The sequence below is a fragment of the Acinetobacter sp. WU_MDCI_Abxe161 genome (assembly GCF_025514355.1).
In the GTDB taxonomy this organism is placed as follows: Bacteria; Pseudomonadota; Gammaproteobacteria; order Pseudomonadales; family Moraxellaceae; genus Acinetobacter; species Acinetobacter pittii_E.
In genome coordinates this window covers 1-26,294 of sequence record NZ_JAHPTU010000025.1, presented here as the reverse complement: position 1 = coordinate 26,294, position 26,294 = coordinate 1, and the positions used below count along the sequence as shown (strand labels likewise).

The window sequence follows — 26,294 nt, the reverse complement described above, 5'->3', positions numbered from 1 at the left end:
ACCCATGTGAGAGTAAGTCATCGCCAGCTCATTATTCAAACACCCCAGACTCAATGGTCAGGGGTGTTTTTTTATGCCTAAAAGTTATATTTGTGGGGAATTAAGTGGAAACTTAATTGCCAATTCTTCAAATATTAAAATTGATTCAAATTATAAAGAAATAAAGCTAATCTAAAATTATTTACCTAATTAGAAATTTAATATGCAATGGATCGTAGTTAAAACTTTCTCGTTTCCTTATGAGGCTCAAATTGCAAAGACTCAACTAGAAGCATTTGGAATTCCTGTTTATATTGAAAAGGATTTATTCCATGACAACTAAAAACCAGTTATCTCCAAAACAAATAGAGATTTTAATTGAACTATTAAAAGCTAGATTTGAAAAGAATTCACATCGCCATAAAGAAATTGAGTGGACAAATGTGCGAATAAAACTAATAGAATCACCAGAAAAATTGTGGTCATTGCAAGAAATGGAGAATACTGGGGGAGAGCCAGACGTTGTAGCATATAACCAGCAAAAAGATGAATATTTATTTGTAGATTGCTCCTCTGAAACGCCTAAAGGTCGTAGAAGTCTTTGTTATGATCGTGAGGCCTTACAATCTAGAAAAGATCATCCTCCTAAAAACAGTGCAATAGATGTAGCTCAGGAAATGGGAGTCGAACTCCTAACAGAAGAACAGTATTATCAATTGCAACAGATTGAAGAGTTTGACCTTAAGACATCAAGTTGGATTGTAACCCCAGCGGAGATTCGTAAATTAGGCGGAGCGCTTTTTGCTGATCGTCGCTATGGTCGAGTCTTTATTTATCATAATGGAGCACAATCATATTATGCTGTCCGTGGTTTTCGCTGTTGCTTAAGAGTATAGGTGTTTTACTCAAATAAAAATAATTCTGTTTGATGTTTTATGCCAAGAAAATGGAGATTCTTGCAACTTTTGATTGACGGCAAACATGACAAGATAGGTACTGGATTTAAATAAAAACTTCAGGACATTTCTAAACATGCAACTCAACCCAATTTACTATAATGAACAACATATTGCTTTTGCTGATAATGTTCGTCGATTTGTACAAAAAGAAATGGCACCTTTCGTTAATGAATGGGATGAAGCTGAGACATTTCCTAGAGAGCTTTATAGAAAGGCTGCTGAAATTGGTCTATTGGGACTAGGCTTTTCTGAAGAATATGGTGGTATTCCAGATGCAGATCCATTTTATTCATTACTGGCTGGTATCGAAATGGCAAAGGCGGGTTCGGGGGGAGTGCATATCTCGTTAATGGTACATACAATTGGTGCTCCGCCAATTCAGCACTTTGGAAGTGAGGAGTTAAAAGCTAGAGTCCTGTCAGGTATTATTTCTGGTGAAAAAATTTCTGCACTAGCAATTACAGAACCGGGTGGTGGTTCTGATGTAGCCGCATTACAAACTAAAGCCATTCGTGATGGTGATTATTATATTGTCTCTGGTGAGAAGACCTTTATTACGTCGGGAATTCGTGCAGATTACTATACAGTTGCAGTGCGTACAGATTCGACAAAAACAGGTGCTGAAGGTATTTCAATGTTGCTCGTTGATGCGCACAGTGCGGGGATCACTAAAACACCTTTAAAGAAAATGGGGTGGTGGGCTTCTGATACAGCTCATTTGCATTTTGATCAAGTACGAGTTCCTGCATCACATCTTCTTGGCAAAGAAAATGCTGGCTTTAAAGTCATAATGAATAACTTTAATATGGAGCGTTTTTTCTTAGGCGTGGTGGCTTATGGTTATGCTTTAGTCTGTTACGAAGAAGCTTTAGACTGGGCGCAGCAACGTAAAACTTTTGGTAAAAGATTAATTGATCATCAAGTGGTTCGTCATAAACTAGTAGATATGGCAACGCAATTGACCTCAACACGGGCATTGCTTGAAGAAACTGCGTGGAAAATGACTCAGCCGAAGTTACAAGGACCTGAGTTAGTGGCGCAAATTTCAATGCTTAAAAATGTTGCGACTCGCACTATGCAATTTTGTGCTGATGCAGCTGTGCAAACATTAGGTGGCATGGGATTTATGCGTGGGACTAAGTCTGAACGTATTTACCGTGAAGTAAAGGTTAATATGATTGGTGGTGGTGCTGAAGAAATTATGAAAGATTTGATTAGTAAACAGTTAGGTTATTGATTCTTACAAGGTGGTCAGTGAGCCACCTTTTTTATTTCAAAGCCATTTCCCAAACCATTTCCGTTAACTCATCAATTTTAACTTTACCCTCAGATTTATACCAAGTTACGGTCCATGAAATCGCACCACCAACTAATCTTCGCCAAATAAAGGCATCATGTTTTATTTTGCCCTGAGTGCGCAACTTTTCAATAATATCTAGCCAGATTTGCTCATATTCATTACGCATTTTTAAAAGATAATTTTGTTTTTCTTTAGACAGAGCAAACCATTCATAAACCAAAACAGCCATGGCTGCACCCGTATCTCCGGTAATTGAAAGGAGTTCAGCTTTAATCAGGGCACGTAATTGTTGTTCTGGATCGGTAGATTGAGCTGCTGCATCTTCTAAACGAGCAAGATTGTAAATAATGGTTTCTTCCATTACGTGAGCAAGGATGTCATCTTTACTTTTGAAGTGATGAAATAAGCTCCCTGATTGAATCCCAATAAATTGAGCAAGTTCGCGTACAGTGGTTTTGTCATAACCTTGTTTGTGAAATAGATAGGCAGCCCCATGTAATAAACGACCACGTGGGCTGTCATCAAAACAAGAGATATTTGGAATCTGTTCAATTGAAGTCGCAATCATACGAAAGCTAAATCCTTTATATAAAAATACTTAACGGAAAAATTTGCCAAATTTTCTTCTGTTTCCACTTAATAGTTAAGTTTGGCAGTTTTAGTCAGTTTCACAATAACATTTTGCTCTTTACAAACCAAGCGCTTGCTTGGTAATGTTGAGTGTAATTTTTAAACAAAATAATGAGAAATAAAATGGCAAGTGATCAGCAGGATGATAAGCGTGTCGTAAAAATAGGTTGTGCCTCAGGTTTTTGGGGGGATACCAATACTGCTGCTTTCCAATTAGTACATTTAGCTGATATTAATTATGTGGTTTTTGATTACTTATCAGAAATCACCATGTCGATTATGGCAAAAGCGAAAATGGTAGAGCCAAAACATGGTTATGCCTTGGATTTTGTCAGTCGGGTGATGGCGCCTCTACTTAAAAAAATTGCAGAAAAAAAGATTAAGGTCATTAGTAATGCTGGGGGTGTTAATCCATTGGCATGTCGAGATGCTTTGCAAAAAATAATTAAAGAATATGGTCTAGATCTGAGAGTTGCTGTGGTTTTAGGCGATGATCTTTTAGCACAGCATGAACAACTCAAGCAGCAAAATATTCGGGAAATGTTTAGCGGGGAAGCTTTGCCAGATCAGGTAGCGAGCAGTAATGCCTATTTAGGTGCGGTTGCTATTCGTGATGCCTTAGACTTAGGCGCCGATATTGTGATAACTGGCCGCGTTGTTGATTCGGCAGTGGTACTTGCACCCTTACTTCATGAATATCAATGGTCTTTAGATGATTACGACAAATTGGCACAAGGTTCACTGGCAGGTCATGTGATTGAATGTGGTGCGCAATGTACAGGTGGTAATTTTACCGACTGGCAATTGGTGCAGGGCTTCGACAACATGGGGTTTCCAGTCGTTGAAGTGAGTGAAGATGGCTCATTTGTTGTGACTAAACCACAGGGGACAGGAGGACTGGTATCTCCGGCAACTGTTGCTGAGCAAATTGTTTATGAAATAGGTAATCCTCAAGCATATTTATTACCCGATGTAATTGCGGATTTTAGTCAGGTGCATTTAGAGCAAGTCGGAGAACATCGAGTTCGTGTGACAGGGGCAAAAGGACAAGCACCGACTGCACAGTATAAAGTCAGTGCGACTTACCCAGATGGCTATCGGGTTTTAGTCAGTTTTTTAATTGCAGGTCGCGAAGCTCCACAAAAAGCACAAGTCATTGCCGATGCGATTTTGAATAAATGTGAGCGGGTTTTAGCAATGCGCTCAGTGCCACCTTTTAGTGAAAAATCGGTTGAAATCTTAGGGATTGAAAGTACCTATGGTGGACATGCTCAGGCATTAAATAGCCGTGAAGTTGTTGTTAAAATCGCTGTAAAACATATGTTTAAAGAAGCATGTATGTTCTTTGCATCTGAAATTGCACAGGCTTCTACAGGCATGGCTCCAGCCTTGGCAGGAATTGTTGGAGGACGTCCAAAAGCGTCTCCAGTTATTAAGTTATTTTCATTTTTAATTGATAAAAATCTGGTCAATGTCGAAATCGATTTTGAAGGCAAACGTTATCCAGTTGAGGTTCCACAAAGAATTTCTACAGAGCAATTACCTACATTAACAGCAGGCGAAAATGCAGTTTATCAAGGAGATGAAATTGAAGTTCCTTTGATTGAAATTGCACATGCCCGCAGTGGTGATAAAGGTAATCATAGCAATATCGGTGTGATTGCGCGTAAAGCAGAATATTTACCATGGATTCGTGCGGCACTGACTGAACAGGCGGTGGCAAGCTATATGCAGCATGTTTTGGATGCAGAGAAAGGGCGAGTGATTCGTTATGAGTTACCGGGTTTAAATGCACTGAACTTTATGCTGGAAAATGCTTTAGGTGGTGGTGGGGTTGCAAGTTTGCGTATTGACCCACAAGGTAAAGCATTTGCACAGCAATTATTGGATATGCCTGTCAAAGTTCCGGCACAGCTTTTAGAAAAATAAAATAAATGGAAGAAACAAAGATGAGTTATCAATCAATTTTTAGACCAGATGCTTTCGCCAATAAAGTCATTATTGTGACAGGCGGTGGCTCAGGAATTGGCCGTTGTACTGCACATGAGCTCGCTGCTTTGGGTGCACAAGTGGTGATTACAGGACGCAAAATTGAAAAACTGGAAAAGGTAAGCCGAGAAATTATAGAAGATGGTGGTTTGGTTCATTTCATTGTTTGTGATAACCGTGAAGAAGAACAAGTGAAAAATATGATTGCCGAAGTGATTGAAAAATTCGGAAAATTGGATGGTTTGGTGAACAATGCGGGCGGCCAGTTCCCCTCAGCTTTAGAGGATATCTCTGCAAATGGTTTTGACGCAGTTGTGCGTAATAACTTGCATGCGACTTTCTATTTGATGCGCGAAGCTTATAACCAATGGATGGCAAAACATGGTGGCAGTATTGTCAACATGACTGCCGATATGTGGGGTGGAATGCCGGGAATGGGACATTCTGGCGCTGCGCGTTCGGGAGTTGATAACTTAACCAAAACAGCATCGGTCGAATGGGGGAAATCTGGTGTACGTGTAAATGCGGTTGCACCAGGGTGGATTGTCTCATCTGGTATGGATAATTATAGCGGTGATTTTGCCAAAGTGATTATTCCAAGTCTTGCTGGCAATGTGCCGTTAAAACGTATGGGAACCGAGTCAGAAGTATCCTCGGTGATTTGTTATTTACTATCTGATGCTGCGGCTTTTGTGTCAGGTGTGACTTTGCGTATTGATGGCGCAGCATCACAAGGTACACGTATGTATCCACTAGGTGAGGCAACAAATAGTCAGTCTTATAACGGTTTCCACCGTGCATTTATCCCTGAAATTTTTAAAAAACAAACTGAGGAGGAATAACGATGACAATTCTTCCATCAGAGATCGCAGTAGGCAGTGAACAGTATCAAAACAATAAAGAAGTACTACTTGCTCAGTTGAATGAAGTACATGCAATTCAGCAAAAAAGTATTGAAAAGTCATATGCTGCCAAACCGAAGTTCGATAAAAAGGGCAAGATTTTGCCGCATGAACGTGTACGGTTGTTACTCGATGCCGATTCACCTTTTATTGAGCTGTGTGGTTTGGTCGGTTACAACATGCATGATGATAAAGATGGCTCTGAAGCGGGTGGCGGCGTGATTGCCGGCATTGGTTTTGTCAGCGGTGTGCGTTGTCTAGTATCTGCAAGCAATAGCGCAATTAAAGGCGGAACCATGTCACCTATGGGTGTACAAAAAACGTTGCGTTTGCAAAAAATTGCATTAGAACAAAAACTCCCACTGATTACGCTGACTGAAAGTGGTGGAGCTAATCTTAATTATGCTGCTGAAGTATTTACTTATGGCGGCATGACTTTTGCCAATCAGGCACGTCTTTCTGCAGCAGGTATTCCACAGCTTGCTGTAGTGCATGGTAATGCAACGGCAGGTGGTGCTTATCAACCTGGTCTTTCAGATTATGTCATTGCCGTGCGTAAGCAAACCGAGATGTTGCTTGCAGGTCCACCTTTACTTTTGGCTGCCACGGGCGAAGTGGCAACAGCCGAGGAATTAGGTGGGGCAGAAATGCATGCACAGATTGCTGGAACAGCAGAATATCTGGCTGAAAATGATGCTGATGGGATTCGGTTGGCACGTGAAATTTTTGAACACCTGAACTGGAAAGAGCAAATCAAGCCAGTTGAAACGACTTATAAAGAACCTCGTTACGATACCGAGGAACTGTTGGGTGTTATTCCAAGTGACCCTAAACAACCATTCAATATGAAAGAAGTGGTTGCTCGTATTATTGATGATTCGGATTTTCTAGAATTTAAACAGGAATATGATGATTTAACAGTATGTGGCTGGGCAAAAATTGGTGGACTACATATAGGAATTATTACTAATAATGGCCCGATTACACCTCAAGGGGCAGCGAAGGCAGCGCAGTTTATACATCTGTGTGAACAGACTAAGCGTCCATTATTATTTTTGCATAACACCACAGGTTTTATGGTAGGGACTGACGCAGAGCAAAACGGTATTATCAAACACGGCTCGAAACTGATTCAAGCGGTTGCCAATTGTACTGTACCTAAAATTTCAATCGTTGTAGCAGGGTCATATGGTGCTGGTAACTACGCAATGTGCGGTCGGAGTTTATCACCAGATTTTATTTTTGCTTGGCCGAATTCGCATGTTGCTGTAATGGGTTCTGCACAGGCTGGAAAGGTATTACGTATTGTGGCTGAAGGAAAGCAAAAAGCTTCAGGGCAGGAGCCTAATCCACAAATGCTCGATTTTCTTGAGCAAAGTACGGCGATGAAATTAGAGCAGCAATCTACCGCACTTTTCAATACAGCCATGCTACATGATGATGGCATTATTGACCCGCGAGACACTCGAAAATTATTAATTTTCCTTTTACAAACTATTTATGAAGCACAGCAAAGAGAGTTGAATCCAACTCGTTTTGGTGTATCTCGTTTTTAATCAACCTTTACCGCAATTAAAAAAATTAATAGGAATAACACCATGAAATTTACTGCCGAACATGAAGCATTGCGCCGTACAGCTCGTCAATTTGTTCAAAATGAGTTGAATCCACATATTCCAGAATGGGAGGCCGCGGGACGTTTCCCAATCCATGAAGTATTTAAGAAGATGGGTGATCTTGGTTTATTAGGAATTTGTAAGCCAGAAGAAAATGGCGGTTTAGCTCTAGACTATTCTTATAACCTTGTGGTTGCTGAAGAAATTGGCTATGCAGCTTGTGGTGGCGTGCCTTTGGCGATTGGTGTGCAAACCGATATGGCAACTCCAGCTTTGGCCCGTTTTGGTAGTAAAGAATTACGTGATGAGTTTTTAACACCAGCGATTGCTGGGGAATATGTCGCATCGATTGCGGTATCTGAAGTGCATGCCGGTTCGGATGTTGCTGCTATTAAAACCACAGCTAAAAAAGAAGGTGATGACTACGTTATTAACGGCAGCAAAATGTGGATTACCAACTCATTACAAGCTGACTTCTTTTGTCTTTTAGCCAATACATCTGATGATAAGCCCCACGTTAATAAGTCAATGATTATTGTGCCCGCAAAAACGAAAGGGATTAGTTTTTCAGAACCCCTTAATAAATTAGGGATGCGTTCAACGACCACAGCGCAAGTTTATTTGGACAATGTCCGTGTACCACAGCGTAATTTGGTTGGCGTTGAAGGCATGGGCTTTATGATGCAAATGATGCAATTTCAGGAAGAGCGTTTATGGGCTTGTGCTAATGCGATTGGTGGTTTGGAAAATTTAATCCAAAAGACCATCGAATATACCAAAGAGCGTACCACTTTTGGTCAACCACTCATCAATAACCAATATATTCATTTCCGTTTTGCCGAGCTCATGACTGAAGTGGAAGCACTTAAAGCGCTCACCTACCAAGCGTGTGAGCAGCATATTGCGGGTGAAGATGTGACCAAACTGGCTTCTATGGCAAAACTAAAAGCTGGACGTTTAAGCCGTGAAGTTGCCGATAGCTGTCTGCAATATTGGGGCGGCAATGGCTTCATGTGGGATAACCCTGCATCTCAGCTGTATCGCGATGGTCGTTTAGGCTCTATTGGTGGTGGGGCAGATGAGATTATGTTGGGGATTATCTGTAAGTTGATGGACATCCTACCTAAAAAACAGAAATAAAAATAAGGAACGACCATGACACTTTCAGCATCTCTACAAGCTATAGATATTGACGACAGCATTCAATTAGAACAAGACGGCAGTATTTTATATCTCTGGTTAAACCGACCAGAGAGCCGTAATGCCATGAACTTCAAGATGGTCAATGCCATTCAACAAGTCTTTAATGCCATTCGCGATGACCTTTCGATTCGTGCTGTCATCATTCGTGGTGAAGGTGGGACTTTTTGTGCAGGTGGTGACATTAAAGATATGGCTGCTTTACGTGTTGAGGCGGCCAATGTTGGTAGTCTACAACCTTATGCTGACTTTAACCGCCGTTTTGGCGCCATGCTTGAGCAAGTTGAAGCCGCACCGCAAACGGTTGTGGTGATTTTAGAAGGCGCGGTGTTAGGAGGTGGTTTTGGTCTAGCATGTGTTTCCGATGTTGCCATTAGCCGTGACAATGCTCAGTTTGGTTTACCTGAAACTGGGCTGGGTGTGATTCCTGCGCAAATTGCTCCTTTTGTAGTGAAACGTATTGGTCTGACTCAGGCTCGTCGATTAGCTTTATTAGGTATGCGCTTTGAAGGGCATACGGCACTGAATGTCGGTGTGGTTCATCAAATTGCACATAATGAAATTGAACTCGAACAAGCTTTACAAGAAATGATTCAGCAAATTAAACGAGCAGCTCCTCAAGCTTCGCGTGTGACTAAAGCACTGTTACATCGAACACTTAATGAACCTTTAAATGAATTGCTCGATGACGCAGCTCAGCAGTTTGCCCAAGCAGTTGGTGGAGCTGAAGGACAAGAAGGGACGATGGCTTTTATCCAGAAACGTTTGCCAAATTGGGCCGATGAGTCATAAGAAATAAGGATAAAAATAATGAAATTTTCAAAAGTACTGATTGCCAATCGTGGTGAAATTGCAGTTCGAGTCATGCAAACAGCCAAAGCAATGGGCTATCAAACTGTGGCGGTTTATTCTGATGCAGACCGTAACGCTCGGCATGTACAAGAAGCCGATGAAGCTGTTTATATTGGGGCATCTAAAGTATCCGAGTCTTATCTTTCCATTGCTAAAATTATCGAAGCCTGTAAAAAAACTGGGGCAGATGCTGTTCACCCCGGTTATGGTTTTTTGTCAGAAAACACTGATTTTGCTCAGGCATGTATCGATAACCAGATTACATTTATTGGGCCAACAGCTTCTGCAATTGAGCTAATGGGGAGTAAACGACTCTCAAAAATTGCCATGATTGAAGCAGGCGTCCCGTGTGTACCGGGTTATGAAGGTGATCGACAAGACCTTGAGTATTTAGCAGCACAAGCTGAGCAGATTGGCCTTCCGATTATGGTCAAAGCTTCAGCAGGTGGTGGTGGCCGCGGGATGCGTTTGGTGCAGCACTCATCCGAATTGATTGAGGCATTACAAACAGCACGTTCAGAGGCTGAAAATGCTTTTGGTTCAGGTGAGCTTATTTTAGAAAAAGCAGTGATTGCGCCGCGCCATGTCGAAATTCAGGTTTTGGGTGATACACACGGCAATTATGTCTATTTATTTGAACGGGATTGTTCAATCCAGCGACGTCACCAAAAGGTTGTTGAAGAAGCACCATGTCCAGTCATGACTTCTGAACTGCGTCAGCAAATGGGTGAGGCCGCTGTAGCAGCAGCTAAAGCATGTGCTTATGTCGGGGCAGGTACAGTTGAGTTTTTACTTGATGCATCAGGTACATTTTATTTTTTAGAAATGAATACCCGTTTACAGGTAGAGCATCCTGTTACTGAACTCATTACAGGTTTAGATTTAGTTGAGTGGCAGTTGCGTGTTGCCAATGGTGAACCGTTACCCTTGCAACAACATGAGTTGACCTTAACTGGGCATGCAATTGAAGTGCGCTTGTATGCAGAAGATCCACGGCAAGATTTCTTACCACAAACAGGACAAGTTCTGCGTTGGCAGCCAGCAACTTTGCCAAATGTACGGATTGACCATGGGATGTTAGTAACTGATGAGGTTAGTCCATTTTACGATCCGATGGTAGCAAAGGTGGTCGCATATGGGAAAACCCGTGAGGATGCGATTCGCTTACTCGCTCGTGCTGTGGATGATTGTGTTTTGCTAGGCGTAAATAGCAATAAACAGTTTTTGGTCAATTTACTGCGACATCCAATTGTTATTGCAGGAGATACTAATACTGCGTTCATTCAACGGCATTTTCAAAATGACAGCAGTCTACATAAGCAGGTTCTATCTTTAGAAACCTTAGCAATTGCTGCGGCATTATTTAGCCAAAGTAACGGTACGGCAGTGTGGCAAACTGGCCTAGGTGTGCCATTACCATTAAAGCTTAAATATGATGATCAGCAAGTTCAATTGCAGCTTTCATCGCTAAATAATACGTTTACGGTACAGCTCTGCGATCAATCAGTATGTATTGAAGTTCTCGAAAGAACGGCAGAGCAATTAGTTTATTTAATGGATGGTGTACGTCGCCGTGTGCAATATGTACTGGATGATGATCAAATTTATTTAGATCGAGATAATGGCAATGTTGCAATTCGCAACGTAACTTATGCTGCCCCAGAAATAGTGGATGTGGCCGGCGATGGCAAAATTCGTGCTCCGATGGATGGCGCTGTAGTGAATATCTTGGTTAATAAAGGTGATCAAGTCGTGAAAGGTCAAACTTTACTAGTTCTTGAAGCCATGAAAATCCAACAACAGATTAAATCTGATGTTGATGGGGTGGTTGATGAAGTTTTAGGTCAACAAGGGCAACAAGTAAAAAAACGGCAAATATTATTTACGATTCAAATCTAATAAAAAATGCCACCTTTTATGGGTGGCATTTAGCGGATTGCATAGGCAAATTCTTAAGCAATTAATTGTGTATAAGCACAGTACAAATAGCCCAAAATCGCTAAAGCAACTACAGGGGCAATAATCTTTGACCATGTAGGTACAGAAATTTCGACAGCTTGTTCTTCAATATGCACGTCATCATGATGAGGTTGGGCTTGGTGAACCATTTGGTTGAACTCCTTCATTGTTGCATCCAATGATAGCTCTTCTTGTTCCACAGGTTTAGAACCAATTAATTCATTTAGATGGTTTGTTGACCAAACCCAATCTTCTGCTTGACCTGATAAATGCTCGATCTGACCTAAAATTAATTCTTTTAAGCCATTATGCCCAAAACCACCTGTCTCATCGAGCTGGTTAAGTTCTGCTAACTGCAAAGTTAAAATTTCAGAAATACTCTGTTCGAGTTCTGAATTTTTTAAAGTCGACTGATTATGTTTAGACGTCGTTAAATGACGAGCAACTTCTTGAATATAAAGTGGATCTGAGGTTTTGATTTCTTGATAAATCTTATTGTCATTCTGACGCCATAAACTAATCAGTTTTCCAAGCGTAAGAATATTCACCTCATCAATCAGTTTATTTTTTTCATTAACTGGATATTGATTTAAAAGCTGAGGCTTTTGAATTTTTATCTGCTCAGCAAAGTATTGGACTAAATCAAATGCCATGCTTTCTTCCTCTAAATTTAATCTAAAATTCTTAACGTCGGTTTTTTCTTAGTCGATGTTGTTTCAGTTGCTTCTTGTACTTCTGACTCTACTGTATCTTCTATAGGCATTACATTGGCATATTCTTCAGGATCAAAGAATAAACCTTGTCCATTCTCACGTGCATAAATCCCTAGAACAGCTTGAATAGGAACATAAATATCTTTTGATGCTCCCCCAAAACGAGCTGAAAAGGTAATAGCTTCATTGGTAATAAGTAATTGATGAACAGCATGCGGCACGATATTTAAAACGATTTGTCCATCTTTAACAAATTGTTGTGGAACATCGGTATGTGGCTGTGTCGCATCAACTAATAGATAAGGCGTAAGTTGGTTATCACAAATCCATTCATAGATTGCACGAGCAAGATAAGGACGTGTAGGGGTTAAATCAATAGTTTGCTCAGACATATCACGCTATTCCATATTTAATAGTTCATTGTAACGGTTTTTCTCTTGAGGCGTCATCGATTTAGCAAAAGAAGGCCGATCAAAGATACGTTTACAGTACAAAAATATAGGTCGACAGTGCTGTTTGGGTAAATCAATTCCCATGCTATTTAATCTTAAAAAGATAGGGGCAAGCATGCAGTCTAAGATTGTAAAACTCTCAGACATGAAAAACGGAAAATGCTGAAATAGGGGAGTAAGTGAAATTAATGTTTCACGTAGTTCTTTTTGAGCTTTTTGCTTTTGTTCAACATTTAGAGTGTCTGCATGTTTTAACATGTGATCTGCTAACTTGAACCAGTCGTTTTCAAGCCTCCAGATATACTGACGCTGTTCTGCACGCATCATAGGTGCATCGGCATACAGCTTACTTTGACGATAACGATCATCTAAATATTCAGCAATAATAGGAGCTGAAAATAACTTAAGATTTTGTTCTACCAGCATCGGTAATTGGTTATAAGGATTTAAACTGGCCAAATCTTCGTCTTCATGGTCAGTTACGATCAATTGATATTTGATTTGTTTTTCTGCTAATAAGAAACGAATCCAGTGAGAACGGAAATCATCAGCATGACTGTAAAGGGTAATCCCCTGAATAGAGGTGTTTTCGACCGACATATCACAAGACGACGTGGTTGAGTGAATCGATTAGGATACTAAAAATACTCTAGGAAATCACGGTTCTAAAGAGATAGTTTGTTTATATTTATAAGTTTGCATTTAATGCTTTTATTTACGTAATAAAAAAGCCTTGGAAAAATCCAAGGCTTTTTGTCCAACTCGATAAACGAATTAACGTTTAGAGAATTGAGGACGTTTACGAGCTTTACGTAAACCAAGTTTCTTACGTTCAACTTCACGAGCATCACGAGTAACGAAACCAGCTTGACGTAGAACAGGTTTTAAAGTTTCGTCAGCAGCGATAAGCGCACGAGTAATACCGTGACGGATCGCGCCAGCTTGACCACCGATACCACCACCTTTAACAGTGATGTAAAGGTCAAACTTTTCAGTAACTTCTAAAAGTTCTAAAGGTTGACGAACAACCATACGAGCAGTTTCACGACCGAAATATTGCTCTAAAGTACGGTTGTTAATAACGAGTTTACCTGTACCAGCTGACAAGAAAACACGTGCAGTTGCGGTCTTACGGCGACCTGTACCATAATTAGTAGCCATGTGCTGTATCCCTTAGATGTCCAAAACTTGTGGCTGTTGAGCAGCATGCGGATGCTCAGTACCAGCGTACACTTTCATTTTTTTGATCATTGCATAACCAAGAGGACCTTTTGGTAACATGCCTTTAACCGCTTTTTCAAGAACAGCTTCAGGTTTGTGAGCGATTAACTTCTCGAAGTTAGTCTCACGGATACCACCAGGGAAACCAGTATGGCGATAATATTTCTTATCAAGTGATTTTTTACCAGTCACTTGAACTTGTTCAGCATTAATCACAACGATGTAATCGCCAGTGTCAACGTGAGGAGTATAAGAAGTTTTGTGCTTACCGCGTAAACGACGAGCGATTTCAGTCGCAAGGCGACCTAAAGTTTTGCCAGAAGCATCAACAACATACCAGTCATGTTGAACTTCAGCTGGCTTAGCGCTGAGAGTTTTCATTAAACCACTACCTATTATAGTTGGTTTGGACTATGGAATCTGTCCAAACAAAAGGAGCGAGCATTCTAAACGAGTTTGTTCAAAGTCACAAGAAAAATCCAGTTTAAGCGAGATAATTTAATCCATAAACTGATGAATGTCAGATATGTTAAAATCAAACAAATTCTTGTTATGTGTCTGGAGTGATTGTGCTGCCATTATATGTCACTTCTGGTGAACCGGCTGGTATTGGACCGGATATTTGTTTGAGTTTAGCTAAGCGGGTCGATCAGCATCCAGTTGTAATCTTGGGTGATCGAGACTTATTAGCGCAGCGCGCCCAAAAACTTGGTGTGGATATTCAATTTATAGAATATACCGGACAGCCTGAGTCATCTTCTCTGAATGAACTTTATATAGAGCATGTGCCTTTGGAGGCTGCGGTAATTGATGGTCAATTAAATCCAGCAAATGCGGCTTATGTATTAGAACAACTACGTCGTTCAGCTGATTACGCAATGTCTGGTAAAAGTGTCGGGGTAGCTACGGCACCAGTGCAAAAATCAGTTATTAATGATGCTGGTATTTTGTTTAGTGGCCACACTGAATACTATCAAGAGTTTGCAGGCGTGGAACGTGTCGTCATGATGCTTGCAACTAAAACCTTACGTGTTGCTCTAGCAACTACACATTTACCTTTAAGAGATGTAGCAGATGCGATTACCAAAGAACGGTTGCATCAGGTTATTGATATTTTACTACACGACCTAAAAACTAAATTTAAAATTCCAGACCCACGTGTATTCGTGTGTGGTTTAAATCCCCACGCGGGTGAAGATGGCTATTTGGGTCGTGAAGAGATTGAGACTATTAATCCGGTACTCGAAAGTTATCGGGCGCAAGGGATTAAGATGAGTTTAAGCTTGCCGGCCGATACCTTGTTTACCCCCGAACATCTTAAAAATGCAGATGCTGTACTTGCCATGTACCATGATCAAGGGTTACCTGTGTTAAAATCACAAGGGTTTGGTGAAGCCATCAATATTACATTGGGTTTGCCGTTCATTCGAACTTCGGTTGACCATGGCACTGCGTTGTCTTTAGCTGGCACTGGTTTGGCAAAAAGCTCAAGTTTAAATGTCGCTGTTGATTTAGCTTTATCTTTAGCAGCGAGCTAAATTTTTCATGTTGGAAATGTTCTATGTATCAAATTAATGCCCTAAACCCGAAAGATGAAGGGCATAAAGCTCGTAAACGTTTTGGTCAAAACTTCTTACATGATCAGCGAGTCATTGCCAAAATTGTGCGCTCTGTAAGTCCGCGTACGGGTGACAATATTGTCGAAATTGGACCGGGTCTAGCTGCCTTAACTTCTCCTTTAATTGGGGAGTGCGATGCGTTAACAGTGGTGGAGTTAGACCGTGACTTAGCTGCGGGTCTACCAGAACGTGTTCCACATCCAGAACGTTTGACGATTGTAGAAGCTGATGCATTAAAATATGACTTTAGCGAACTGGTAAAAGATGGCCGACCATTACGTGTAGTCGGTAACTTACCTTATAACATTTCAACCCCATTACTTTTTCATCTCTTGGAATTTGGCAGCAAAGTTAAAGATATGCACTTTATGCTGCAAAAAGAGGTGGTTGACCGTATTACTGCTGAACCGAATACGAAAGAATATGGCCGCTTGTCGGTAATGATTCAATATTACTGTCAACCAACATTTTTATTTGAAGTACCAGCTGGTGCATTTAACCCACCACCTAAAGTAACGAGCGCTGTTTTCCGCCTTGTTCCTTATGATCAAAAGCCAATTACAGCAAAAGATGAAAAAGCTTTAGCTCGACTGGTCGCTCATGTATTTACTCAGCGTCGTAAAACATTAAGAAACAGTCTTAAAGGTATGATCGCAGAAGATGGCTTTGAAAAGGCTGGTGTTGATCCGATGGCTCGTCCAGAAACTTTAACACTTGCTCAATTTGTTGCTTTAGCCGATCAAATGGTGGCGTAAATGACTAAGCGTTTTAACTATGTTATTGGCGATGTGCAGGGATGTTTTGAAGCTCTAAAAGCCTTGCTCAAAGAAATACGTTTTGATCCAGATCAAGACTTTTTATGGTTTGCTGGCGATTTAGTTGCACGTGGTGAAAATTCAGTAGGGGCATTACGTTTTATTAAAAAACTTGCTGATCGTGGCGCTGCTGCAACTGTACTTGGAAACCATGACCTGACTTTAATTGCGGGTGCACGTGGTTTAAAAGAGATTAAAGAAAAAGATCGGACTCAAGACGTTATTGATGCGATTGATGGCGATGAGTTAATCGACTGGCTACGTAAACAGCCATTATGTTTATTGCCAAACGAGCATACGATCCTTACTCATGCTGGTATACCCTGTATTTGGGATGCAGAAAAAACTGTAACGTTAGCAAAAGAGGTTGAGGCTGTACTCGCAAACGAAGATTTATCTGTATTAGATGCTTTTTTGGCAGACATGTATGGTTCAAAACCAGATTTGTGGGAAGATCACCTAACGGGTTCGGCGCGTTTACGTTGTATTACCAATTATTTGACGCGCATGCGTTTAACCAATGCAGAAGGGGCTTTAGAGTTTAGTTTTAAAGATTCTTTGGATGCACCAATGCCGGAAGGTTATTTCCCTTGGTTTGAATTCCCGAGCAAAGCGGCACAAACTCATCAAATTATTTTTGGTCATTGGGCTGCGCTCGAGGGCAGAACTATTAATGAGCAAATTCAGAATATCGATGGTGGCTGTGTTTGGGGTAGAAAATTAATAGCTTATCGACTTGAAGATAAAGAAATTTTTTCTGTTGAAAATCCTGTGCAAATATAAGAAAAGCAATGCTTTTCTCTGAGCGCAAGATGAAGTTTCTAACTGAATTAAAAATAAAAAAGCCGCATAAGCGGCTCTTTTATTGGGAACTATTATTCTACGCGAATCCAGATTTGATTACGTCCCAAAGCTGAAACTCCGAGATAACCACGCATATGTAAGCGTTTGCCAGTTGAACTAAGCTTCGCCTTAAGACCGTAAACTTTGCCAGTATTCGGATCTAAAATTTTGCCACCAGTATAGTTAAGTCCATCTGTCTGTTTTAAACCCGTTGCGATATCCAGACCTAAAATCGGTTTATTGGTGTATGGCGCAGGGCAATTATCACAAATTTCTTTAGGCGTATAACCTGGGCGTGGCGTAAGTTTGACAATTTTCCCAGCATATGTCCCGTTCGCTTCTTTTCGTATTTCTACCTGTGCTTTGGGAGCACCTGTCTTATCATCAATTGTTTGCCAGAGACCAGTAATATCTGCTGCAAATGTAGCAGTATTCATCCCCAATAAGAGCAGAGCTCCAATACATATTTTCCCCATAATTAAAAGTCCTTTTAACTTTGAAAGGTCATCTTATTTGGAATTGTTAGACCGTTCAATGTTTATTTAAACCACTTTTTAATTATGGTGTTCCAAAAGACAACATTAGTGTTGGTAGCCAAATTGCAGTAAATACGCCGTTCAATGCCATACCAAATGCAGCGTAACGACCTGCAACTGGTCCGCGTTGCCAAGCTTGAGCTGTTCCGATTGCATGTGCAGCTAAACCTAAGGCTAAACCTGATGCTCTCTCATCATGAATATGTTTAAGTAAGAAAGGTGAAAATGCTGCGCCGATTACCCCAGACAAAATAACAATAAGGGTCACTAGTGTTTCAGGAGCATGTAATAAAGTTGCGATATTCAGGGCAATTGGGGTTGTTACTGCACGCGTAGCAAATGCAAGGATGGTAGGTTCAGACATATGTAACAAGTATGCCAGCCCCATAGGTAGCGCAACGGCACTAATACTTGCAAAAAGTAAAATACCAATGACTGATTTAATTGGAAGATCATCATAGCGCATTGCAGCTAAAGGAATGGCTAAGGCTACGGTGACATAACCTAATAGATGACCAAATAAGTCATTTACATAAAGACGATACTGCTCATATGGCACATGCAAAACCGAAAGTAAGCCAATTACAATGAACATGCCGAAAACTAGAAGTGGAACTTGCGGAAAACGTCGGTTTAAAGGCTTTGCACAAAGATAACCAATTAATGTGATCAAAAATCCGTATAAAATCGTAAACATCTTATTCTCCTTATAACCAACGTTTTGCCATTCTTGCATAAACCCACAAAGGTATAAGGGTGCTGACCACTAAAACCAACAGAAATAATGGAATTTCCTTACCCATATGTACTAGCATAATTAATGAACCTGCACAGATAGGCAAAAAAGCGAAACCACTTTCTTTCATGATTTTATTATTGGTATCGACTATTCGAAGTGGAATTTTTTTAAACTTTCTCCAAATGAGTAAAATAATAAGTAAGCTGATTAACCCAACCAGATTACCTAATTCTGGATGACCAAAAGCACGCATGACGACGACAGAGCCTTCACGAAAACCAATAATGAGTAGTAATGTAATTACCCATGCTGTCCAGTCTATACTTTTGATCTTATCCATATTTTTTATCTCTAAAAGTTTACTTATCAAGTTTTAACTGATATTGCCCTTGATTTCAAACTCTTCCAAGGGACGCTTAAATTGACTGGCGTGTTCACCTAATATCTCATCTAAGGGGAGTTTTGCTTGGCGAATCAGTTTTTCTAACTTATGTGGTGCAATCTTCACATCAATATGTAATAAGCCTGCATCATCATAATGTTCAGACTCAATCACATTTAAAGCATAAAGCTGAGTGCGCAATTTGCCATAAGCTGGTTTAAGCACGAGTGAAAACTTTTGAATTTGCCCCATTAAGCATTCTTGTACTGCTTTTTGAAGTAAATCTAGGCCTAGGCCAGAATGAGCCGAAACATAAACTCGATCTGGGACGTGTGGCTCAGCATAAATGATTTTGGCTTCTTCACCACTTAGATCGATTTTGTTATATACCCGAAGTACGGGAGCATCAGCGCCAATTTCTTTTAATACACCTTCAACTGCTTCAATTTGGTCGAGCATGTCATGGCTGTTGCTATCAATAACATGCAGTAAAAGGGTAGCTTCAAGTGTTTCTTCAAGTGTTGCTTTGAATGATTCAACCAAATCATGCTGTAAGTTTCGTACAAAACCTACGGTATCCGCTAGTACAACCGTGCCGATACCATCCCAGTCTAAACGACGTAAGGTTGGATCAAGTGTTGCAAACAGTTGATCGGCTGCGTAGACATCACTATTGGCTAAAATATTAAATAAAGTCGATTTTCCTGCATTGGTATAACCTACTAAGGAAACTGTTGGAATGGCTGCTTTTTGTCTTGCAGCACGCCCTTGCATACGAGTCTGATGTACTTTGTCTAATTTGTCTTTTAATTGAGTAATACGAACACGGATGAGACGGCGATCTGTCTCTAGCTGTGTTTCACCGGGACCACGTAAGCCAATACCACCTTTTTGCTGTTCAAAGTCGGCAGACCAACCACGAATGAGACGGGTAGATAAATGTTTAAGCTGAGCAAGTTCGACTTGCAACTTACCCTCATGTGTACGGGCACGCAACGCAAAAATATCTAAAATTAAACCGGTCCGATCAATGACGCGGCATTTTAATATTCTTTCTAAATTTCGTTCTTGAGCAGGTGATAATGCATGGTCAAAGATAACCAGGCTCGCTTCTAGTTCCTGAACTTGCTCTGCAATTTCTTCGACTTTTCCTGAACCAATAAAAAATTTAGGGTTAGGCTTATTACGCTGAACCTTAATATGTTCAAGGATATCTGCACCCGCAGACTGTGCAAGTAGAGCAAACTCTTCGGCATCCAGGTCATCTAATAATTGTACAGAAACACTCACTAAGATTGTGCGTTCACCGCCTTGATGCCGATCAACATATTCCACGTGGCTATAAATCCTGAAAATGGGAAAACTTTATTCTAGAGGAAACTTAAGCAAAAGGGGAAAGCGTTTGTTCTTATCCTTTAGATTAGCGATATGAGATCAGCGTAATGTTCAGATTTATTTTATTTGCCGTGTTCTAACGTCAATGCAAGTTTATTCTGAAACGTATAGAATGACTTGAGATGGGTATAACAAAGATTAATCGTTAGTGAAATTTTATGGCTCAAACGCAAAGTATAGTTAATTCAACGTTAAAGAAATTATCAAAAATAGGTTTATACGGGAAAAAAGTCACTTCTGCCACGGCCGCAATTAGTGAGGGTTTTTACCTAGTTTATCGACATGGACTTTATAAAGATCCTAATAATCCTGTTAATACACGTTATGTCCAATACTTTTGCCGCCGTTTATGTCAGGTTTTTAATTTAGATATAGAAGTACATGGCACAATTCCGAGAGAACCAGCTTTATGGGTAAGTAACCATATTTCTTGGTTAGATGTTGCAGTTTTAGGTTCAGGTGCGCGAGTTTTCTTTCTTGCTAAAGCTGAAATTGAAAATTGGCCCATTCTTGGAAACTTAGCCAAAGGTGGCGGAACGTTATTTATTAAGCGTGGATCTGGAGATTCTGTCAGAATTCGTGAGCAAATTACTGAATTTTTAAAACAGAATATCCCAGTATTATTTTTCCCTGAAGCGACGACTACAGATGGGCACTCTGTTAAAAAAGTTCATGGACGATTACTGGGGGCAGCGATTGAAGCACAGCGTCCGGTACAAGTATGCTTGATTTGCTATGTAAACCGCGATGGAGAGCTAGATACGGTTGCGCCATTCATTGGTGATATGACCTTTGCCGAACATATTCAACGTGTACTTGAAATGCCGAAGGTAACCGCTCATTTGTTAACTTTGCCTCCCATTTCAGTGGAAGGGCATGATGTCAAAAGTTTAACGCGTGAAGTTCAAGAAAAAATGGTAGAAGGTCTGGCTCAACTACATCAAAAAGTACTTAAGCCAAAAAATTAATTACATAAATCCTTCAATTGGCAGCCATGAAAGAAACTTCATGCCTGCTTTTTGCCACCACTTCATCTCCGGTTCCTGTTTATAAATTACAGGGCCATTCGAAGTTTCTTGCTGCCAATAAATATGGTTGTTAACGTCGAGCTTTAATTTATAAGCATATTTATTTAAATTTTCATTCATCGTATGGTGAATCGTCTTAGCCAACGAAGGGCTATCTAAAATCACGCCAATTTCAGTATTTAAATAAGCCGAGCGTGGATCAAAGTTAAATGAACCAATAAAAACCTGTTCATCTAATGCCATAAGCTTAGTATGCAAACTTGAGCGGCTTAATCCTTTCATATTTACTTTAGCTTTAGTGGCAAGCTCATCTGTATTCTTATTTAAATCTCTTTTATCAGGTGTCGGTAAAAACTCATAAAGTTGTACGCCGTTTTTAAGTAGCTCTTTACGATATTTTCCATAAAAGGCATGTACAACAGCAACGTCATTCGCTTTAAAAGAATTCGTTAAAACTCGAACTTCAACACCCTCTTTAGCAAGCGTGCCTAAAATTTTGGCCCCCTGTTTTTCAGGAATAAAATAAGCTGAGATTAAATCAACGTTACTTTCTGGTTTTTCCAAATGATTAATTAATTGGAAATTTAGGTGTTCTTCTTTTTTAGCTTTTGATTTGATTTTATCGGGCGAGTCTTTTACGACTTCTGCTTTTACCCAGTCGAATCGAATATTGCGATTTAACCATTGATCAAATGCATGAGACTTTGATGTCAAGTTTAGAAAGTTTTGAACGGTAGCTTGTTGGTAGTGTGCTTCAAGCTGTTTTTTTAATCCTTCATACCGTAAACGGTGCTGTTCAGGACTTACGATACTTTGAACTGAATATGCATATTCATGATTCCAGTAATCATCAAATGAATTTACGATATCATCAACGGCAGCGCCTACCAGCATTACATCAACATCAGAAAACTGATAGCTATCGCTAACATTGTAATATTGATTAGTCATGTTACGTCCGCCAATAAGAGCAACCTCATTGTCAGCAATAAAACTTTTATTGTGCATACGACGATTAATTCGTTTTAAATCAAGCACCATATCCATCGCACGATATTTGCGAAAACGATAGGGATTAAAAAGTTTAACTTCAATATTTTTATGCTGAGAAAGGGCCAGTAAAATCCCTTCCATTTTTTTTGCATTATTGTCATCAATAAGAAGTCGGACTTTTACACCTCGATCAGCTGCACGAATAATAGCGTGCAAGGCTAAAGCACCAACTTTGTCATTATCCCAAATGTAATATTGTAAATCTAAAGTCTTTTCAGCTTTATCAATTAATCTGAGTCGGGCAGCTAGGGCCTCTAACGGATCATTTAGAACATGGAAACCCGTTAACTTAGGATTCTGTTGGCGTAAGGGGGTAATAATTTTGGCAAGTGAAGTCTCAGAGGTATCAATATCCTTTGCATATTGCACAGGCTCAACACCATGTTTTGGCAGAGTACTACAACCTGTCAAACCCACAGCAAAACTTGAACATAGGACTATAGAGGCTTTTATCAAAAAGCCTTTAGCTTGTTGATTCGTTTGAAGCTGTTTGGAATGAAAGGATTGTGCCATAATCAGTACATACGATAAGGTGAGCTAGAGTATAATTCGTGCATATTGAAAGATAAATATTGAATTTGATTACTAGCAATCAATATAAGATAAGTCGAGAGTCGTAATGTGGAATCCAAATTCAATCATTTTTTGTTTTTACTTTATTTTTTCAATACTTGCTCTATGGGGAATTTCTGAGGCTTGGATTCATCAATCTCGCACCGAGACCATTCATCCATTTAAAGCTTTTGTACATCTACTCGCATTTTACCTCTCTTATCTACTTATTCCTCTCTGGTTTTTTAATTTATATGCTGCTTGGATTGGTTACTACTCAATTCATCAAGGTATTTTCATCTTTTTCTTAAGTGGCGTATTAATTTATGCCCGATTTATCGAGCCTCATTTAGTCCGTGTCGATACTCATCAATATCGTCTAAATCCAGATCGTAGTTTTGATAAGCCCGTAAAAGTAGCTCTAATTGCAGATTTACATATTGGTTTATTCTCAGGGCATGAACGTCAGCTCAAAACTATAGTTAGAAAATTAAATGAACAACAACCTGATTTAGTTGTCGTTGCTGGAGACTGGACATATGAACCAGAAGATAGACTGATTGATGAGTTAAGTGTTTTAAAAGAAATTCAGGCGCCTGTATATTCGGTTCCGGGAAACCATGATGAGCAATATCCTGGCCCACCGATTCAACAATTATTAAAAGATGCTCTATTTTATAATGAAGTCATTGATATTGAAGGTAAAATTGTTGATTTTGAAGAATTTCGCTTGATTGGTATTGGTGATCTCTGGGCAGGAAAAACCGATATGCGTTCTATGCCAGATTTACCCCAAGACAAGCCTTGGTTAATTTTGTCTCATAATCCCGATACCGTTGACATGGTACCTAAATTACCGAGTCGTCCATTAATGTTATCTGGACATACGCATGGAGGGCAGGTCGAACTTCCGTGGTTAACTAATTATATTATGAAAAAAGTATCAATTTTAGGCCACAAACGTGGATTTTACTCTCATGAGCATGCGGATGTCTTTGTTACAGTCGGCACAGGAATGGTTGGAATCCCTTTACGTTTCAGAGTACCGCCGACCATTGATATTATTGAGCTAGTTTAAAATAAAAAGCCAATCACGTAGGATTGGCTTTTTTATGAATTAAATTTACTTATGGAATAACGACAATGGCAACACGTCGGTTAATCGCACGATTTTCATTGGTTGTATTTGGAACATAAGGTTGTGTTGAGCCACGTCCAATCACATAAATATTTTCTTTTTTGAATCCACGAGCTAAGAAAAGGTTTGCCACACTTTGTGCACGTTCTTCAGATAGCTTCTGATTATATGCAGCATCACCAACATTATCAGTGTGACCCACAATTTTTAATTTATTCAGATCATATTTATTCAACTGATTGGCTAGACGCACTAACTCAGCTTCATGGCTTTGTTTTAACTCTGCATTATTAAAGTCAAATAACAAACGTTCTGGTAAACCTAGAGTCCATCCTTCATCAGTAAGAACGAAACCTTCTTTTTTGAGCAACTTTACTTGACGATATTTTAATGGTCCAAAACTCAGGCACCCTGCAAGAGTAATGCATAGCAATGCAATAAAGGAGAGTTTTAAAGATCTTGTATTCATAGATTAGCCTAAATTTAATTTTCAGGTTTATAGATAAACCAGTGTTCATCCGAATTCTTAGCCTTATACATTGCTTGATCTGCTTGCATAATGAAATCTTCGGGGCTAGATGCGAATTGTGATAAAGCAATACCTACACTGAAACTGAAGTAAATCGTTTGACCATTCAGATGTAAAGGTTCTTTACAGCTTTCGAGTAAATTTTCAGCAATAGATATTAAATGATCAGCATGACTAATGGAATGCAAAATAACAGCAAATTCGTCGCCACCTAACCGAGCAATAAAATCTTGATGACGTAGACGCGTTTGTAGTCGATTCGCCATTTCTTTTAAAACTTCATCTCCAGCTAAATGGCCAAATTGGTCATTAATCGATTTGAAGTTGTTGTTATCTATAAATAATAAAGCAGACTTATTGTCGAAACCTTTATCCTCAAACATATCTAAGAGAATTTGATAAAAATAATGTCTATTAGGCAATAACGTAAGCTGGTCGTGATGAGCCTGAAAGGATAATTTACGATTTTCCTTTTGTAGCTGATTATCCCATATCTGAATTTCTTCAAGTAACTCGTTAAAAACGGTATTTAAATCTTGAAATTCTTTAATTCGATTATAAGGAAAACGAAGATTATAAGCTTTTTGTTCACTTACGATTTGAGCAATATTAGTAAGTGGATAAATAGCCTGCATAATTTGACGATACGTTAGGTTTACTGACCACCACAAAGCGCAAACAATAAACAACATCGCTATCGCAAGTCCAACCATAATCATTTTGAGGAACTGCAATATTTTTTCAGAACTACCAAAAAGTGTGAGCTCACCTACATTTTGTTCATGATGGTAAATTGTAAGATGAACAGGCTCATTTAAAAACCAATGATCAAACCAGCCTTCTAAAATTGAAGTTTGACTTGATAATTTAAAGCTTTGGGCAATTAAATGATGTTCAGAATCATAAATATGGATAGTACGAATTGAATGTTCATTCGTATATTCATTCAAAATTTGCTCTATGGTAATTTTATCATTAAATACTACAGCGGGCTGGATACGCTCTAATAGCGTGTGGCTAAGCAATTGCAAATTCTGTTTAGCATAAGTTTCCATTGTAAAAACAGAAATGGATACAAAGGTAAAAGAACAAATAAAAAAAGTGATAGCAAAAATAGTAAATTGAGATTTTCTAAATAATGCATGTAGTGAAGTGGACTGATACAACTTTGATATCATCATCCTTACTCCGCATTCTTAGCCAAGAGTAATACTCTTGGATCAATATGAACTTTGGAGTGACTTAAAGCGTCTAAGTTAACTTTAAAGGTAGTGTAATTATTCTGATTATATAAACAAAAAATACTTCCTATTTCGCACTCTGGATTATTAATGCTTAAAGAAAGTAAAGAGTGATAAGGATAGTTTTGAATAAGATTCTGTTGTTGCTGGGGAGAGGTAGTAGAAAAATAAACAGCCTGACAATGAGATCGAGCAAAATCTTTCGCATTTACGGTTTGAACACGATAATTATAAGACATTTGCTGGATATAAGATTGAAAAGTAGATGTGATTGAAGGGTTATCAATAACACAAAGAGTAGGCGTGTTTACATTTTCCCATTTACTGTAGCTTAGAATAGATAAAGTAAGCACATAGAAGTTATGTTTTGAATTGGCATAACAAGGTGCACTCGTAGCAAGCACTACAAGTATGCAAACAAATACTTTTTTAGCGAACTGCCACATGATGAGTTAATGCCAAACTATTGCACGAATAATCTATTCTACATGAAGTTGATAAGGTAAAAAAAGTTTAATATCTCATCTAAAAATGACCAAAAAGCCTAAAAAATAGCCAAGTGATAATATTAAATTAAAAAAGGGGTTGCAAAGGGATCTTAATGGTCTATAATGCACATCCATCGGCGGTGATGTAGATAGAAACTTGTTGA

Annotated in this window: 27 protein-coding genes and 1 pseudogene; 14 read left to right on the top strand and 14 right to left on the bottom strand. The window is 39.4% G+C overall.

The annotated features are described in order from the left end of the window. Positions 1-202: 202 nt before the first annotated feature. The 3 genes and pseudogenes from KTI78_RS17305 to KTI78_RS17295 form a co-directional block, all read left to right on the top strand. Positions 203-304 (top strand): annotated as a pseudogene (locus KTI78_RS17305) (DUF2007 domain-containing protein); the annotation flags it as partial. A gap of 7 nt (positions 305-311) precedes the next feature. Continuing rightward, positions 312-875: a DUF4256 domain-containing protein gene (locus tag KTI78_RS17300; protein ID WP_224993900.1), complete on the top strand. Its 564-nt coding sequence runs from the start codon at positions 312-314 to the stop codon at positions 873-875. Between the two features lie 136 nt (positions 876-1,011). Beyond that, positions 1,012-2,175, top strand: a complete 1,164-nt coding sequence (locus KTI78_RS17295; protein ID WP_224993899.1) for an acyl-CoA dehydrogenase family protein — start codon at positions 1,012-1,014, stop codon at positions 2,173-2,175. 31 nt (positions 2,176-2,206) lie between these two features. Here the strand turns inward: KTI78_RS17295 and KTI78_RS17290 are convergent, their stop codons facing one another. Further along, positions 2,207-2,806, bottom strand: coding sequence for a TetR/AcrR family transcriptional regulator (locus tag KTI78_RS17290; protein ID WP_239976922.1), 600 nt, complete (start codon positions 2,804-2,806; stop codon positions 2,207-2,209). A gap of 185 nt (positions 2,807-2,991) precedes the next feature. On the opposite strand from KTI78_RS17290, the gene KTI78_RS17285 reads away from it, so the two are divergent. From KTI78_RS17285 to KTI78_RS17260, 6 genes are read left to right on the top strand one after another with little or no spacing between them, the layout of a single operon-like run. Continuing rightward, positions 2,992-4,797 (top strand): acyclic terpene utilization AtuA family protein, encoded by a 1,806-nt coding sequence (locus KTI78_RS17285; RefSeq protein ID WP_262446842.1) that lies wholly within the window; start codon positions 2,992-2,994, stop codon positions 4,795-4,797. Positions 4,798-4,817: 20 nt separating this feature from the next. Then, positions 4,818-5,699, top strand: a complete 882-nt coding sequence (locus KTI78_RS17280) for an SDR family oxidoreductase (protein ID WP_262446841.1) — start codon at positions 4,818-4,820, stop codon at positions 5,697-5,699. 2 nt (positions 5,700-5,701) lie between these two features. Continuing rightward, entirely contained in the window at positions 5,702-7,315 is a 1,614-nt protein-coding gene (locus tag KTI78_RS17275) for an acyl-CoA carboxylase subunit beta (protein ID WP_262446840.1), read from the top strand. 42 nt (positions 7,316-7,357) lie between these two features. After that, complete coding sequence (locus KTI78_RS17270; protein WP_262446839.1) at positions 7,358-8,515, top strand: acyl-CoA dehydrogenase family protein; 1,158 nt, start codon at positions 7,358-7,360, stop codon at positions 8,513-8,515. A gap of 15 nt (positions 8,516-8,530) precedes the next feature. Continuing rightward, entirely contained in the window at positions 8,531-9,367 is an 837-nt protein-coding gene (locus tag KTI78_RS17265) for an enoyl-CoA hydratase/isomerase family protein (RefSeq protein WP_262446838.1), read from the top strand. An 18-nt stretch (positions 9,368-9,385) separates the two neighbouring features. After that, on the top strand, positions 9,386-11,326 hold the full coding sequence (locus tag KTI78_RS17260) for an acetyl/propionyl/methylcrotonyl-CoA carboxylase subunit alpha (RefSeq protein ID WP_262446837.1): 1,941 nt from the start codon (positions 9,386-9,388) through the stop codon (positions 11,324-11,326). A gap of 53 nt (positions 11,327-11,379) precedes the next feature. Here the strand turns inward: KTI78_RS17260 and KTI78_RS17255 are convergent, their stop codons facing one another. From KTI78_RS17255 to rplM, 5 genes are all read right to left on the bottom strand, one after another. Then, entirely contained in the window at positions 11,380-12,039 is a 660-nt protein-coding gene (locus tag KTI78_RS17255) for a hypothetical protein (RefSeq protein WP_224993885.1), read from the bottom strand. Positions 12,040-12,056: 17 nt separating this feature from the next. Then, positions 12,057-12,491 (bottom strand): ClpXP protease specificity-enhancing factor, encoded by a 435-nt coding sequence (locus tag KTI78_RS17250; RefSeq protein ID WP_016143018.1) that lies wholly within the window; start codon positions 12,489-12,491, stop codon positions 12,057-12,059. Between the two features lie 6 nt (positions 12,492-12,497). Beyond that, a complete protein-coding gene (locus KTI78_RS17245) occupies positions 12,498-13,151 on the bottom strand; it encodes a glutathione S-transferase N-terminal domain-containing protein (protein ID WP_262446836.1) in 654 nt (217 codons plus the stop codon). A gap of 174 nt (positions 13,152-13,325) precedes the next feature. Then, entirely contained in the window at positions 13,326-13,712 is a 387-nt protein-coding gene (rpsI, locus tag KTI78_RS17240) for a 30S ribosomal protein S9 (protein WP_002048725.1), read from the bottom strand. Between the two features lie 12 nt (positions 13,713-13,724). Then, positions 13,725-14,153, bottom strand: a complete 429-nt coding sequence (rplM, locus tag KTI78_RS17235) for a 50S ribosomal protein L13 (RefSeq protein WP_002117832.1) — start codon at positions 14,151-14,153, stop codon at positions 13,725-13,727. Between the two features lie 173 nt (positions 14,154-14,326). Here rplM and pdxA point away from each other — a divergent pair, with 173 nt between their 5' ends. From pdxA to KTI78_RS17220, 3 genes are read left to right on the top strand one after another with little or no spacing between them, the layout of a single operon-like run. Beyond that, the gene (pdxA, locus tag KTI78_RS17230) at positions 14,327-15,310 is read left to right on the top strand and encodes a 4-hydroxythreonine-4-phosphate dehydrogenase PdxA (protein WP_080649555.1); all 984 of its coding nucleotides are present in this window, start codon (positions 14,327-14,329) and stop codon (positions 15,308-15,310) included. Positions 15,311-15,333: 23 nt separating this feature from the next. Then, on the top strand, positions 15,334-16,146 hold the full coding sequence (gene rsmA / locus KTI78_RS17225; RefSeq protein ID WP_016143021.1) for a 16S rRNA (adenine(1518)-N(6)/adenine(1519)-N(6))-dimethyltransferase RsmA: 813 nt from the start codon (positions 15,334-15,336) through the stop codon (positions 16,144-16,146). Further along, positions 16,147-16,989, top strand: a complete 843-nt coding sequence (locus KTI78_RS17220) for a symmetrical bis(5'-nucleosyl)-tetraphosphatase (protein WP_262446835.1) — start codon at positions 16,147-16,149, stop codon at positions 16,987-16,989. Positions 16,990-17,081: 92 nt separating this feature from the next. Here KTI78_RS17220 and KTI78_RS17215 read toward each other — a convergent pair whose 3' ends face one another. The 4 genes from KTI78_RS17215 to hflX form a co-directional block, all read right to left on the bottom strand. After that, positions 17,082-17,525, bottom strand: coding sequence for a DUF2147 domain-containing protein (locus KTI78_RS17215; protein WP_262446834.1), 444 nt, complete (start codon positions 17,523-17,525; stop codon positions 17,082-17,084). A gap of 82 nt (positions 17,526-17,607) precedes the next feature. After that, on the bottom strand, positions 17,608-18,282 hold the full coding sequence (locus KTI78_RS17210) for an LrgB family protein (protein ID WP_032007481.1): 675 nt from the start codon (positions 18,280-18,282) through the stop codon (positions 17,608-17,610). A 10-nt stretch (positions 18,283-18,292) separates the two neighbouring features. Next, positions 18,293-18,664, bottom strand: a complete 372-nt coding sequence (locus KTI78_RS17205) for a hypothetical protein (protein ID WP_224993878.1) — start codon at positions 18,662-18,664, stop codon at positions 18,293-18,295. A gap of 33 nt (positions 18,665-18,697) precedes the next feature. Next, complete coding sequence (gene hflX, locus KTI78_RS17200; RefSeq protein WP_262446832.1) at positions 18,698-20,041, bottom strand: ribosome rescue GTPase HflX; 1,344 nt, start codon at positions 20,039-20,041, stop codon at positions 18,698-18,700. A 218-nt stretch (positions 20,042-20,259) separates the two neighbouring features. On the opposite strand from hflX, the gene KTI78_RS17195 reads away from it, so the two are divergent. Continuing rightward, positions 20,260-21,069: a lysophospholipid acyltransferase family protein gene (locus KTI78_RS17195; RefSeq protein ID WP_262446831.1), complete on the top strand. Its 810-nt coding sequence runs from the start codon at positions 20,260-20,262 to the stop codon at positions 21,067-21,069. On the opposite strand, the gene KTI78_RS17190 is transcribed toward KTI78_RS17195, so the two are convergent. Then, a complete protein-coding gene (locus tag KTI78_RS17190) occupies positions 21,070-22,695 on the bottom strand; it encodes a phospholipase D family protein (protein ID WP_262446830.1) in 1,626 nt (541 codons plus the stop codon). Positions 22,696-22,801: 106 nt separating this feature from the next. On the opposite strand from KTI78_RS17190, the gene KTI78_RS17185 reads away from it, so the two are divergent. Next, on the top strand, positions 22,802-23,812 hold the full coding sequence (locus KTI78_RS17185; RefSeq protein ID WP_224993869.1) for a metallophosphoesterase: 1,011 nt from the start codon (positions 22,802-22,804) through the stop codon (positions 23,810-23,812). Positions 23,813-23,861: 49 nt separating this feature from the next. Here the strand turns inward: KTI78_RS17185 and KTI78_RS17180 are convergent, their stop codons facing one another. The 3 genes from KTI78_RS17180 to KTI78_RS17170 are packed head-to-tail and all read right to left on the bottom strand — an operon-like array spanning position 23,862 to position 26,088. Beyond that, a complete protein-coding gene (locus KTI78_RS17180) occupies positions 23,862-24,341 on the bottom strand; it encodes an OmpA family protein (RefSeq protein ID WP_016143030.1) in 480 nt (159 codons plus the stop codon). A 14-nt stretch (positions 24,342-24,355) separates the two neighbouring features. Beyond that, positions 24,356-25,579 carry a diguanylate cyclase domain-containing protein gene (locus tag KTI78_RS17175; protein WP_016143031.1) on the bottom strand — a complete coding sequence of 408 codons (1,224 nt, stop codon included), beginning with the start codon at positions 25,577-25,579 and terminating at the stop codon, positions 24,356-24,358. A 5-nt stretch (positions 25,580-25,584) separates the two neighbouring features. After that, on the bottom strand, positions 25,585-26,088 hold the full coding sequence (locus KTI78_RS17170; protein WP_016143032.1) for a YfiR family protein: 504 nt from the start codon (positions 26,086-26,088) through the stop codon (positions 25,585-25,587). Positions 26,089-26,294 lie beyond the last annotated feature (206 nt).